The following is a 12,557-nucleotide window of genomic DNA, read 5'->3' on the forward strand; positions in this document are numbered from 1 at the left end:
GCTGATAGGCCGGTCCGCTCTCGACAACTCGACCAGGATGGCTGTGTGAAGGCGATCTACCCGGACAACGGCGACGGCGACCGCGAGGCTCACCCGCAGGCCGTGCCCGGCCTGCGCCCTGACACCGAAGGTGCGGCTGACGGCACATCGCTCACGCTGGAAGTCAATGGAGAGGTGTTCGCCTGCCGCCCGAACGAGTCCGGCGGCACCGACTACACCTGGCTGAGCGGGCCGAACCCTGGCTACGGATTCGGGGTGAGTCCGACCCTGAACCAGTCACTCGACGAGCACGTGCAGAACATCCGCGACTTTCTGGACATCGTTGACCCCGCCACCGGTTACCTAGAAGACGATTGAGTGCTGCCCGGGCGGAAGGAGCCGGCCTTGGTGCGAATCATCGAGGCTGGGCAGTGTGCGAAGCGCGGCTCGCTACCGCAAGAATGCACATCGACACGTTGACATAAACTGATACGCTTCTCTCCCCTTGCCGTTGGAGGAGAGACACCGAGTGAAGAAACTATCAAGCCTCGCGTCCGTGCTCACACTCTCGCTTGGAATCGCTGTTGCCCCGGCAGCATCTGCCTCCGCTGCTACGGACAGGAGCGGGGCGGAACGGCTGAACATCCCGAACAGCAGCGCGTGCAAGGCGGGTCGCACGGTCATGCAAGGCATGGTGGCAGGGCCCGGCGGCCAGCTCTACATCGTCTTCACCAAGGCAGCCGGCGCGGAGCCTGTCCTGTCCCGGTGGTTGCGCGACGGCTCAACCTGGGACGGCACCAGCTGGGTCTGCGCCGGGGCGCCAACCTCCATGCCCACACTCGGCCACGGAAACGACCTCGCCTACAACCCGAACTATCTGGGCCAGGGCCCGGCCTTGATCGCCACTCAAGGGAGCCAGTCCGCGTTCCTGAGCGACAAGGTGACAATCGTACGCCTGAATGCCGACGGATCTTTTGGCGCAACCGGGGAAGTGCGGCTACCGATAGGCAACATCAGCGGCCTCTGCTACAGCGCGACGGCTGCCGGCGGAGCCGGCAAATATGCCGTCCGACGGTTGGGTAGCCTCTGGACCCATCCCGGCGCCGGTGCCCTCACGAGTGGATGGACGCTGGCGAAGGGCAACCTGACGAGCCACGATAATCGTTCCGACCAAGGCATCGACTGCTCCGAGAACTATATCTGGAACACCAAGTCGATCAACACTTCAACGCCCGATACCGGCTGGAACTGGGTCTACCAGTACAACTGGTCTGGAGGCGACGTGGAAAGCGACATCGGAATTCCAGGCAACAACTTGACCGACGAGATCGAAGACGTCACCCATGTGGGGAGCGAATTCTTCGTCGGCGTCAACCGAAACGACGGGCTGGCCGACTCGGTCAAGGTGTTCATCGAGTAAATCCGAGCAGCTGTAAAGCTGGCCTCCTGGCTGGTTGGCGACGGCGCATCGCGTGAGCATTCGCATCGTCTCCGGCGGGGAGGCCAGAGTCCTGCTCGGACTGACTCGGACGTCCGCGAGCCCCGTCCGGCTGGGGCGAGCTGTCCCACCCCTCTGCTCTAATCCCGTCATGCATGTCGTCGTCACAGGCGCACTCGTCGAGAACGGCGCGGTCCTGCTGGTGCACCGCAGCCCGACCCGCCCGGCGTACCCAGATCTCTGGGATCTGCCCGGGGGGCATGTCGAAGCGGGGGAGTCGGAACTACAAGCCCTCGCGCGTGAGATGCGCGAGGAGCTCGGTGTTCACATCGTGACGGAGTCCTCGTCACGGTTGGGCGACTGGCATGCCGGCAGTGGTGAGGACACCGTTCACGTGAGCGTCTGGCATGTTGGGGACTGGGTTGGCTCTCCGACCAACCGTGCACCTGACGAGCATGACGACATCGCATGGGTCGGGATCAGCGAGCTGGGCGGCCTTCCCCTCGTGCACGGCGACATGGCGGCATTGGTTCGTTCTCTGCCTGAGCCTGACCGGCTGCCTCGTCGCGACGAAGCACGGACAGCCGCATCGCCGAGCGGTCCGCAGGTCCATCGCCGCTCTTGATCTCGGTTCCGCCTTCCGCACGCTCGCCACGCCACGCCACGCCGTCGAAGCCGTAGCCGACCGGGTTCGGGGCAGATGTGCGCAGTCGCTGGTCAATTCACGGTCACGACGACCTTGCCGAGGGCGTGTCCGTTACCCACGTGGGCCAACGCCTCGGGCGTCTCGTCGAGGGTGAAGACGCGGTCGATGTGGATGGCGAGGTCGCCCGTGGCGCAGAGGTCGGCCACCGGTTCGAAGTGGGTCGGCCCTTCCTTGACGGCGAGCACGCCCAGCCGGCGGTGGGTGAGCCGGCCGGCCACCGCGCCGATCGTCAGGATGCGCAGCAGCGTCGGGACCGATCCGCCGACGCACCGGTAGCGGCCGCCGGGGGCCAGTGCCCGGCGGTAGGCGAACACCGATCGGTGCGCGACCAGATCGAGGATGAGATCGTACGGGCCGCTGCGGGTGAAGTCCTGGCTGCGGTAGTCGATCACCTCGTCGGCGCCGACGGACCGCATGAAGTCGAGCTTGCCCGCGTTGTCGACGCCGGTCACCTGGGCGCCGAGTCGTTTGGCGAGCTGGATCGCGAATGCGCCGGATCCTCCGCCGGCACCGTTGATCAGGACCCGTTCGCCGGCTGCGGCGCCCGCGGTGCCCTGCTGCGCGATCACGCCCGCCTGCGGGATCGCCGACGCCTCGGCGAAGGTCAGGGCCGCGGGCTTGCGGGCCAGGACCGACTCGGGCGCGATCGCGTACTCGGCGAAACCGCCCTTGAGCATGAGGTTGTCGCCGTACACCTCGTCACCGGGCCGGAACCGGGTGACGGCCGGGCCCACCGCGTCGACCCATCCGGCGATGTCCGAGCCGAGGGTCCGGCGTGCCGGGGAGCGCAGCCCACCGATGCGCGAATACAGCGGCGACCCTTGCAGGGTCTCCCAATCGCTCAGATTGACCGAGGTCGCCGCAACCTTGACGAGCACCTGCCGGGCAGCGGGAGACGGCTTGGGGAGATTCTCGATCCGCAACTCGTCAGGAGGCCCGTACCGGTCGTACACGATCGCTCTCATCCGCGCACCCCTAGACGTTCATGGAGGTAGGCCAGCCGCAGTAACGGACGAGTCCAAGGCCAGCAGACTCTTGGTAGCACACAGGCACGAGCGGGCTGAGCGACAAGGCGGGCTGCCGGCGACGGCGGGGAAATTGTCCGGTCTGCGGGAGAAGCGGACGTCACGGCGAGCACGACGGCTGGTGCTACGAGTTCTCTGAGGTCGATCCGGCCAACGGTGCAGACCAGCCGGCCGGAGTCAGCAGCGCGCGCATTCTCGACGACGGTTGTGGCTACGGCTGAATCGTGGTCGAAGCCTGCGGGAACTCGGCCGAAGCGCGCGGGCGCGGCCCTGCCATTCGTGCGGTCCCGGGGCGTACGCCGACTGGGCTCCGCAGAGGGTAGCGACGGCGTTGGGGTTCCGCCCTGGCTTCGCGTACCGATTCGAAGTCTCAGCCTAGGGCCGCGTGGGCCTCGGTGAGGAAACGGTCGCGGTCGTCACCGTGGGCGATCGCCGCGTTGTAGACGGCGTCGATCGCGGCGACCAGCGGATCGTCATTCGCCAGCGCGATCAGGGCCGGAAACGCGGCGGCCTGCTGGAGCGCGTCGGTGACGTGGCGTGTGCCGGACGCCCTCGCGGGCAGGTGGAGCGTGATGGTGGTGTGCGGTACCTCGGGATCGGACAGGAGCCGGTGGAACGCGGCGGCACCGTTCTGCTCGGTGAAGGGTCGGGGCAGTGGGCGGTCGGCCTCGGCGGCGGCGAGCGCCTCGGCGACCCACCCGAGCCGTTCCAGCCCGGCGACCCGCATCGCGCGCCGAGCCGCCCAGCGGGCTGCCTCACGCTGGCGCGCTGCGGGCAGCGCGTCGATGCGGTCGAGCAGCGGGCGGTCGACCCGGGCCAGGGACCGCGCCTGACCGATGAGCCCGCGGACCCGCGCCGACGGCGGAACACCTCCCCACTCTTCGGCGTCGCGCTCCGCCTTCCGGCGGCGGGCGTCCTCGGCTCGCGCGGTCGCCTCGGCGGCCTGCCCACGCAACGTCTCCATCCACGGGTACGACCCGACGGTGTCGAGCAGGTGCTCCCAGATCACGCCGAGGGCGAAGGCGTGCCGGCCCAGGACTCCCTCGTGCCGCAGCGTGAAGCCGTCGGGGCCGGAGGTCAGCCGCACGACACTCGGCTCGTCGTCGGGCAGCGCGTCCAGCGGATGAGGGAAGATCGGCTCGTCGGCGGTGGCCCACGACCACGTGAGCGTCTCCTCGTCGACCCGAGCCAACCGGACCTCCAGGTCGCCGGCGGGCAGCGCGCCCTCGGAGACCTCGACCGGCGCAGGCAGGTGGCGGACCACCGTCACCCGAGGCAGGCCGGAGTCGTCCTCGTAAGGGTCGAGAGGCAGCGGGGGCAGGATGGCCGGGCGGCCGGACGGGCGCGGCACCAGGGACAGCATGCCCCACTCGGCGGCCTTCGCCGGCTTCTGCTCCCAGTCACGGCCCCCCGGCACGGCCAGCACCGTACGCCACGGCATCTCCTCGGACACCGCCCAGATGTGCAGCTCGTGCCGCTCGGGCGGATCGTCAGCGGTGCGTACGGTCTCGTGCAAGCGGTCGCGCGCATGCACTCGCACCCGGATCAGCCCGCGCGGAACGGCAACGTCGGTGAGAGCCTCCGCGGTGCCGCCCATCAGGCCGACGACCGACAGCCGGCCGCTGGGACTCCAGAGGGTCGCCTCGCTGATCACGTCCCAGCCGACGTCGACCGACGCCGGAGGCCCGGGCAGCACGCGTACACGTGCCTCGATCCAGCCGGTGTGTATGCCGCAGAAGCCGGTGAACTGATTCGGCCCGCCGACGTGCAGCAGGTCGTCACCCCGGACGTAGATTCCCATGCGGGACGCACCCGGCACAGTGAACACGTCGTACTGGCAGTGACTGACCGACAGCCGCGCCCAGCCGGTCGCCGATCCCGGAAATCGATGATCCGCAGCAGCCACGTCGTCCACTCCGCGATCCTAAGACCGTCATGATCGGGCCTGCCACCACGGGATCAGTGCAGGCCCGATGCCGGATCCGTCGGGACCAGGCCGGGCTCGTCAGGTGCGGGTAAGTCAGACGTGTTGATGTAGGCCGAAGTTGTCGTATCCGGGCCATGTTGTTCGTAGCTGGTGTGAGAGTCCGCCCGCGAGCGCGGGGCCACGACAAAGGGAGATGCCGAGCGATGCCGCACCCACTGGCCAAGGTCCACCGCATGTTCGAGCTCGTCGAGCCGATCGCCACCGTCACCTTCTCCGAGGTGCCGAACGAGGCGTTCCTGGCCCTGGGTATGCGCAACTACTGGGACGGGTACTTCGCGGGCCGGGCCGCCCCGCTGGGCCTGGCGCCGGCCGAGGTGGTGCATGCGGTCTTCTACAACTTCGCCGACGGCGAGGTGGCGCGCCACATCCCGTGGGTCTGGGGGAAGACCACCCCGCAGGAGGCGATCGCTGTGCGCGAGCGGGGCAGCGCCGCAGCGCTGCGGCAGAGGATCGGGCAGCTCGCCGACTCGCCCGGTCTGGTGCGGGCCGCCGACCTCGCCACCCGGGCAGCGGTCAGCGCGCCGATTGAGGGCCGCGCGCTGTACGCCGGGCTGCGGGCGCTCGACGTGCCCGAGGAGCCGGTGGCCAGGCTCTGGCACGCGGCAACGCTGCTGCGGGAGCACCGCGGGGACGGCCACAACGCCGCCCTCCTCGCCCACGGCATCGGCGGCACCGAGGCCCACGTCCTGCTCGCCCTCTCCCTCGGCATGCGGGCCGAGGAGTTCGGCCGGACCCACCACCTGCCCAAGGCACAGCTCGCCAGTGTCGTCGACGGGATGCGCCGCCGCGGCCTCGTGGACGCCGCGGGCGGGTTCACCGACGCCGGCCGGGAAACCAAGGAGCGGATCGAGGCCCTCACCGACGAACTGGCGGCGCCCGCGTACGACGTGCTCACCGCCGACGAGCTCGACGAGCTGATCGCGGGGCTCGAGCCGATCGCCGCCGCGGCACAGGAAGTCGACGACTGAGCCGGCGCGTCAGGCGACGGCCACGAGATCAGACGGTCGCTGCGCGCGGTCACTCGCGTATCGCTCGTGCGCCCAAGGGTTTCGCGTCGCGTGGAACACCGCCAACGACGCGGTCCTGGCCGAGGGCCGACGGGCGCTGATCAACGATCCCGGCGTCGGCTGCCCGACCAGGGACAGCGATGCGCACACCAGCCGGAGGCCCAATCTTGTGTCCCCGTTCGCAATGGACTTCTTCGCGTGCTCGCTCAGATCGGTCAGCGGCGTACCTGATAGCGCAGGTGGAGCACCCGGTTGCCCTGAATCACCACGTCAGGATCCTCCAACAGGTGCTGCGCGTGGACCGACCCGAAGTAGCGCTTGCCGGACCCGAACACGACGGGTACGACGTCCATGCGCACCTCGTCGACCAGGCCCGCGGCAAGCATCTGGCCACCGACGTCGCCGGCGGCGACCTCGACCATGCGGTCACCCGCAAGCTCCTGCGCCTTGGCCACGGCCGCCTCGACGCCGTCGACGAAGTGAAACGGCGCCTCGGGGTCCCAGCCGTCGGGCTCCGGCCGGTGCGTCACGACGACCACGTGGTCGATCCCGCCCGGAGGCTTCCCGTCCCAGCCGTCCGTCAGGTCGAAGACGTGGCGGCCGGCGATTGTCACCCCGATCTGGTCCCAGTACGGCCGGGTGTAGTCGTAGGACGTCTGCGACACCTTCACCACGCCGCTCTCGTCCAACGGGACGTCACCGCTGGACAACCAGTCGAACAGCGGTCCGGGCTGGTCGTTCTCGTCCGCGATGAAGCCGTCCACCGACACCGAGGCGTACATGACCACCTTGCCCACGGGGCTCTCCTCTGCTCTGGGTGCCCCCAAATTAGCGTGCCGTGAGCTGTCGCTCTTGTAAGAAATCAATCGGCCGGCAGCGGCCAGCCGTCCAGCGCGTGGCCGGGATGTTCGCGCAGGAACCGCTGCCGGATTTCGACGTACCGGGTCGGCGTGAGCCCGGTGAACTCCCGGAACTCGTGGCCGAAGTGGGCCTGGTCGAAATAGCCTGCGCCAGCGGCGAGATCGCCCCAGTCGATCGGTCGGGCGGGGTTGATCGCGAACACGGTGGCGGTGAAGCGCCAGGTGCGGGCCAGCCGCTTCGGCGTGACGCCGATGAGCTCCTTGAACCGCTGTGCCAGATGAGTGCTGCTGACACCGGCTGCCACGCTCAGGTCGCCGATCGCCACCGTCCCGCCGGTCGCCGCGATGACGCTGCTCGTATGGCGGACCAGGCCCAGGCCGGCGGTCTCGCGCAGCCGTCGCATCAACTCCTCCTCGAGCAGCGTCAGCATCTCGTGCGGTCCGTCCGCCGCGGCCAGCCGGTCTCGCAGCTCAGCAATGGCGGGCCGGCCCCAGACCTGCTCTACCGTCGCCGGCCGGTCACACAGCTCGGCCGCGGGCATCGGCAGGAGCGGCGCCAGCCCCCACGGCTTGAAGTGCACACCGACGGACCGGGTCCGGGATGGGTAGCCGAACTCGAACGCGCGGGTGGGCATGGTGACGACGCAGCCGTCGGCGTACTCGGCCGTCTCGATGTCGGTGCCGGCGCGGACGCGGAACGGCGCTCCGAGGTTGACGATGAGCAACGCCGCGGGCATCGGCGGCAGCGTCAGCCGGGCGTACGGCGGCGCACCTTCCAGGTAGTAAAGGTCGTCGATCAACCCGTCCAGCGGCGGTCGCGGCACTCTGGAGACGTACTCCACGCCCACAGCATCGCCGCCACCGTGCTCGCGATCAACCCCGGCCGGCATGGCGCCGGGATGGTCCAGCCGCGCGGCCGCCGGCATCGAGCCGGCGCCAGTCCCGGACGAGCGCCCCACCGGTGAACGTCGCCCGCAGCAGGGTGTTGACAGCGCAAGTCCTGTGGAACGTGAACCAGCGTTGGCTGATCGAGCCCAGGCGGAGGGATGAAGCGAGATCGCTTCCTGCACGGGCCCTGCCGGGTCGTGCGGGCAGCCGCCGTCTCTGTTTGCCGTTCGGCGCCCGCTCAGCCGACCTGGTTGTTGTCCTTCAGCGAACCCCACCCGTGCCACCGCTCGATCTCGATCAGAGCGCTGACCCTTCGGCGATCACGCCGTGGATACGCCCTTCCGGTGTAGTGCTGGGAGAGCCGGTCGATGTCCGTCAGGTCCTCGTCGTCGCTGAGTTCGACGACGCGCCCGAGGATCGTGACGTGGGTATACCAGGCTTGCTCGTCCAGCACCGTCAGGGTGACCCGGGGGTCGTTGCGGAGGTGGCTGAGCCGGCGGCGGCCCTCGTCCATGTTCACCATGATCCGGCCGTCGTCCCACAGATACCAGGTGGCCGCGGAGACCGGCTGACCATCGGCTCGGAGCGTGGCGATGACGGCGGGGTTCGGCTTCCGGAGCATGGTGACCGCAGGTTCGGGCAGCGGCGGCTTCGACATGTAGCTTCTCCTTGCGACAGTGTGACTTCCCGCAATGTACGCAAGCGCCGGGCCGATCGGGCCGGTTCTGGTCTGGTCGTCGCCGCCCGACAAGATGCCCCACGTCGGCGTCCTGGTCTGTTCGTTCACGTACGTCAGGCTCCGTGCCGTGGCCGCCCGTGTGGCGAGGCCGCAGCGGTGGACGGACCGTCGGCGGGGGGATGCGTGCCGGGGCGTGCAGCACCGCACTGATCACGGATGGGGTGGGTTCGGCGAAGATCGCCGTCGACAGCGTGGCGAGGCGGTGGCCGAGCGATCGGGCGCGGGTGATGTCCCCGGCCTGCCAGGCCGTGATCAGCGCGGCGTAGTCGCTGGTGGCGACGTGCGCCGAGGCGAGGAGGCCGCCGTGCCCGCCGAGTTCGAGCAGCGCCGAGGCCTACGCGTCTTCGCCGCCGAGCACCGAGTGACCCGGTGGCACGCCTGCGGCCTCTGCCTCGTCCTGCTTCGGCGTCGCGCGTTCGGGCCTCACTGTGGCGCTAGTGGTGGGGTGTTCCAGAGCCTTTCCATCGTTGTCACGATGCCCTCGGCGGTGTGGGGATTGCCGTCGGCTCGGCGGCCCACATGCGTTGCGGCTTGCTTCCGAAGCTGGCAGCACGCCTTCGAGACACGACGATCCGCGCCAAGCGCAGCGCTGAACGCGCCCAGCCCGACGAAGCATCGAGCCGGGCGCGTCGAGCGGGCTATGCCACGAAGCGGGAACGGCGTCGGCGTCCGATCAGGTAGCCAGCGCCGCCGAGGAGCAGAAGCGCACCGCCGATGCCGGCCACGGTCGCGGTGTCGTCACCGGTGACGGGCAACCCACCGCCCTCGCCGCCGCCGGGGGCGCCCGGGCTGGCGGAGGAAGCAGGAGCCGGTGCACTGGTCGTCGTGGCGCTGGGCGTGGCGCTCGGTGTCGGCGTGGGCTGAGACGTTGCCGTCGGTGTGGGCTGAGACGCGCAGTCGAGCGCACGTGCGGCGTACAGGCCGTTGTTCAGGTAAGCCAGGTAGGCGTCGACGGTCCCCTCATCGAGCGCCTTCTGCGCGGCCGCCTTCACGTTGGTGCCAGCGCCGGTCAATGTCCGGACCACCGTGATCCGCAGGGCCGTTGACCAGGCGTTCTGCACGTCCGCTTTGAGGAATGCGCGCAGATCATCCGCGGTGCCGTCCAGGCGCTTCTGAATGGCGTCAGGCAGAACGGGCAACGAGTCGGCGTTCGCCGCGGCCAGGATCTGGTTGGCCAACACGCGCACCTCTACATTGGTGGCGGTGTCCAGGTCGATGGTGACAAGCTCGCGGATGTCCTTGTACACCTTGCGCTCGACCGTTTGGCAGGCCTCGTTCAGCCCGGGCGGTTCGGTTTGGGCCACCGCCGGTGCCGCCGGAATCAGAAAGGCCAGCGCCATTAGGACGCCGGCCGGAATTTTCCATCGCATGTGGGTCTTCCTCCCCCGTTGCTAGCCAAAACACGGAGATACTACCGACAGCGAATGGAAGAGCAAGGACCTGCACGCGTGATGATCTATGCCAAGACCCCCCTGCCGTCGGCTGCATCGACTTCGGCCCCGGGCCAGGAGCAGACCACGAGCAGCCGATCCGCGACGTCCTCGATCATCAGGGCAGTGCCAGGGCCTTCGGTCAGCCGTTGGGGCGTGATGCGATCGCCTGCAGCGACCATTTGTTGCCGTCCGGATCGCCGAAGTAGACGAAGTTGCCCCATGGCTGCACGTCGACCTCGCTGGCGTCGACACCGGCGTCGAGCAGTTGCCGGCGCGCCGCCTCGGCGTCGGCGACCACGACCTGGATTTCCTGGGTGCCGGGGGTCTTGTCGGTGATGCCCTCGCCGATCACGATGGAGCACGCCGAGCCGGGTGGTGTCAGCTGGACGAACCGCAGGCCCTCGTGCACCGTGTGATCGTGGTCGGCGTTGAAGCCCACCTTCTGGTAGAACGCCTTGGCCCGGTCGACATCGGTCACCGGAACGGGGATGAGTTCAATCTTCCAGTCCATGGAGCCCACCGTAGGACGTGGGTACGACCCTTCGGGCTCACCACACCATTCGGCTCAGGCCCGGGCTTCGGCCGGGCCGCTCAGCTCGGCCAGGAAGGCGTCCACGGCGGGCCGTTGCGCCGTGCCGCCGAGGGCGCGGGTGACCGCGAAGATGCGCCGCTCGGTGACCGGCTCGACCAGTGGCTCCACGTGCACCCCGGCTGGCACGTGGCGCAGCGCCAGCTCCGGCACCAGCGCGGCGCCCAGCCCGGCCGCGACGAGGTCCAGCGTGAGCGCGAAGTCGACGGACCGGTGCCGGATGTCCGGCTCGAAGCCGGCGAGCCGGCAGGCGTGCAGTGTGGACCGTAGGCACGGCGTGTGCTCGGCGCTGGCGATCCAGGGCACATCGCGCAGTTCGCTCAGCCGGCCGGTGTGACGGCGCCACCCGACCGGGGTTATGAGGTGCATCGGGTCGGTGGTGACCGGGTGCCGGTCCAGGTCGTTGACCAGCGGCGCGGGCACGTGGTCGTACTCCTGCAGCACCACCACGTCGAGGGTGCCGGAGCGTAGGTCGAGGCGGCTCTGCTGGTCTTCGGCCTCGATCACCCGCACGTCCAGCTCCGGGTGCTTCGCCCGCGCGCGGGCGGCGGCGGGCGCCACCAGCGCACCGGCTGCGGACGCGAACGCGCCGACCCGCACGGTGCCGCTGACCCCGTCGCGGATGGCCGCGAGCCCGGCCACCGCCTGCTCCACCGCCCCCAGCACGGACTTCGCGTGGCTGGCCAGCACCTCGCCGGCCGGCGTGAGCACGATTCCGCGCCCGGCCCGCTCGACCAGCTCGTGCCCGGCCTCTCGGGACAGCTGGACGAGCTGCTGGGAGACCGCCGACGGGGTCACGTGCAGCGACGCGGCGGCGGCGGTGACGCTGCCGCGCAGCGCTACCTCGTGCAGCACGCGGAGCCGGCGAACATCAAGGTCCATGTAGCCACGCTACAACAGCGATGAAGAACTTTGAACTGGTTCTTAAGCGTTCGCTGGGGCAGCGTAGCCGGCATGAAAGCATCGCACCGACTTCTCGCCGTGCTCGTTGCCGCCATCTGGGGCGTCAACTTCGTCGCCATCGAGCTGGGCCTGCGCGACCTGCCGCCGCTCGTGCTGACCGCGCTGCGCTTCGTCGCGGCGGCGGTGCCGCTGGTCTTCCTGGTGCCGCGCCCCAGCGCCCGGCTCCGCTACGTGGTCGCCTACGGGCTGGTGCTCGGCGTACTGAAGTTCGGCGCGCTGTTCACGGCGCTCGCCGCTGGCATGTCGGCCGGCCTGGCCTCGCTGGTGCTGCAGGCGCAGGCGCTGATGTCGGTGCTGCTGGCCGCGGCGGTGCTGGGGGAGCGGCCGGGGCGGGCGCAGGTGGCCGGCGTACTTGTCGGATCGGTCGGGATCGGTGTGCTGGCGATCGGCAGCGGCGGCCACGCCACGGTGATCGGCTTCGCGCTGACGCTGTTCGCGGCGGCCAGCTGGGCCGTGGCGAACCTGGTCATGCGAGCCAGCGGCGAGACACGACCGCTCTCGCTGCTGGTCTGGTCGAGCCTGGTGCCACCGATGCCGCTGCTCGGCCTGGCCGGCGTGGTCGACGGCACGCAGGCGGTGCTGGATGCGATCACCGGGTTGTCCTGGCGCGGACTGCTCGCCGTGGCGTACGTCGCCTACGTGTCGACCCTCGTCGGCTTCGGGATCTGGAACCGGCTGATCGCCCGGTACTCGATCGCGCGGGTGGCGCCGTTCAGCCTCCTGGTGCCGGTCTTCGGGCTCAGCGCGGCGTGGCTGCTGCTCGACGAGCCCGTCGGCCCGACGGAGCTGGCCGCAGGCGCCATCATCCTCGCCGGGCTGGCGCTGGTGGTCCGGCGTTCCTCGACGGACCGCGGCAACGCCACGGCTGCGAGTGGGGGCCGCGAACCCGAATACGCTCCGGCCGCCACTGCCTCTGCATGAGCAATTATCGGTTGTCCCAGCA

13 protein-coding genes and 1 pseudogene are annotated in these 12,557 nt (G+C 69.6%); 5 read left to right on the plus strand and 9 right to left on the minus strand.

Translation table 11 applies throughout. The annotated features are described in order from the left end of the window. Positions 1–45 precede the first annotated feature (45 nt). The 3 genes from GA0070214_RS10290 to GA0070214_RS10300 all read left to right on the plus strand — a co-directional run bounded on the left by GA0070214_RS10290 (position 46) and on the right by GA0070214_RS10300 (position 2,042). On the plus strand, positions 46–357 hold the full coding sequence (locus GA0070214_RS10290; RefSeq protein ID WP_091261748.1) for a hypothetical protein: 312 nt from the start codon (positions 46–48) through the stop codon (positions 355–357). A 178-nt stretch (positions 358–535) separates the two neighbouring features. Next, positions 536–1,399, plus strand: a complete 864-nt coding sequence (locus GA0070214_RS10295) for a hypothetical protein (protein ID WP_139141792.1) — start codon at positions 536–538, stop codon at positions 1,397–1,399. Between the two features lie 169 nt (positions 1,400–1,568). Further along, positions 1,569–2,042, plus strand: a complete 474-nt coding sequence (locus GA0070214_RS10300) for an NUDIX domain-containing protein (protein WP_091261750.1) — start codon at positions 1,569–1,571, stop codon at positions 2,040–2,042. A gap of 92 nt (positions 2,043–2,134) precedes the next feature. Here GA0070214_RS10300 and GA0070214_RS10305 read toward each other — a convergent pair whose 3' ends face one another. Both GA0070214_RS10305 and GA0070214_RS10310 read right to left on the minus strand, forming a co-directional pair. Then, entirely contained in the window at positions 2,135–3,088 is a 954-nt protein-coding gene (locus GA0070214_RS10305; protein WP_091261751.1) for an NAD(P)-dependent alcohol dehydrogenase, read from the minus strand. 430 nt (positions 3,089–3,518) lie between these two features. Further along, entirely contained in the window at positions 3,519–4,949 is a 1,431-nt protein-coding gene (locus GA0070214_RS10310) for a hypothetical protein (RefSeq protein WP_091261752.1), read from the minus strand. Positions 4,950–5,308: 359 nt separating this feature from the next. On the opposite strand from GA0070214_RS10310, the gene GA0070214_RS10315 reads away from it, so the two are divergent. Continuing rightward, positions 5,309–6,103, plus strand: a complete 795-nt coding sequence (locus GA0070214_RS10315; RefSeq protein ID WP_244167636.1) for a MarR family winged helix-turn-helix transcriptional regulator — start codon at positions 5,309–5,311, stop codon at positions 6,101–6,103. 254 nt (positions 6,104–6,357) lie between these two features. Here GA0070214_RS10315 and GA0070214_RS10320 read toward each other — a convergent pair whose 3' ends face one another. From GA0070214_RS10320 to GA0070214_RS10350, 7 genes and pseudogenes are all read right to left on the minus strand, one after another. Then, positions 6,358–6,939: a dihydrofolate reductase family protein gene (locus GA0070214_RS10320; protein WP_091261754.1), complete on the minus strand. Its 582-nt coding sequence runs from the start codon at positions 6,937–6,939 to the stop codon at positions 6,358–6,360. Positions 6,940–7,004: 65 nt separating this feature from the next. Next, positions 7,005–7,844 carry an AraC family transcriptional regulator gene (locus GA0070214_RS10325; RefSeq protein ID WP_244167637.1) on the minus strand — a complete coding sequence of 280 codons (840 nt, stop codon included), beginning with the start codon at positions 7,842–7,844 and terminating at the stop codon, positions 7,005–7,007. Between the two features lie 284 nt (positions 7,845–8,128). Continuing rightward, on the minus strand, positions 8,129–8,677 hold the full coding sequence (locus tag GA0070214_RS10330) for a PPOX class F420-dependent oxidoreductase (protein ID WP_244167638.1): 549 nt from the start codon (positions 8,675–8,677) through the stop codon (positions 8,129–8,131). A 94-nt stretch (positions 8,678–8,771) separates the two neighbouring features. Beyond that, positions 8,772–8,954 (minus strand): annotated as a pseudogene (locus GA0070214_RS33000) (dihydrodipicolinate synthase family protein); the annotation flags it as partial. A 313-nt stretch (positions 8,955–9,267) separates the two neighbouring features. Then, positions 9,268–9,999: an ALF repeat-containing protein gene (locus tag GA0070214_RS10340; protein WP_091261756.1), complete on the minus strand. Its 732-nt coding sequence runs from the start codon at positions 9,997–9,999 to the stop codon at positions 9,268–9,270. Positions 10,000–10,201: 202 nt separating this feature from the next. Further along, positions 10,202–10,573 (minus strand): VOC family protein, encoded by a 372-nt coding sequence (locus GA0070214_RS10345; protein WP_091261757.1) that lies wholly within the window; start codon positions 10,571–10,573, stop codon positions 10,202–10,204. Between the two features lie 54 nt (positions 10,574–10,627). Then, positions 10,628–11,533 carry a LysR family transcriptional regulator gene (locus GA0070214_RS10350; protein WP_091261758.1) on the minus strand — a complete coding sequence of 302 codons (906 nt, stop codon included), beginning with the start codon at positions 11,531–11,533 and terminating at the stop codon, positions 10,628–10,630. 72 nt (positions 11,534–11,605) lie between these two features. Between GA0070214_RS10350 and GA0070214_RS10355 the strand changes: the two genes are divergently transcribed. Beyond that, a complete protein-coding gene (locus GA0070214_RS10355) occupies positions 11,606–12,535 on the plus strand; it encodes an EamA family transporter (protein ID WP_091261759.1) in 930 nt (309 codons plus the stop codon). The last annotated feature ends 22 nt before the right edge of the window (positions 12,536–12,557 follow it).

This window comes from Micromonospora chaiyaphumensis (assembly GCF_900091435.1).
Taxonomy (GTDB): domain Bacteria; phylum Actinomycetota; class Actinomycetes; order Mycobacteriales; family Micromonosporaceae; genus Micromonospora; species Micromonospora chaiyaphumensis.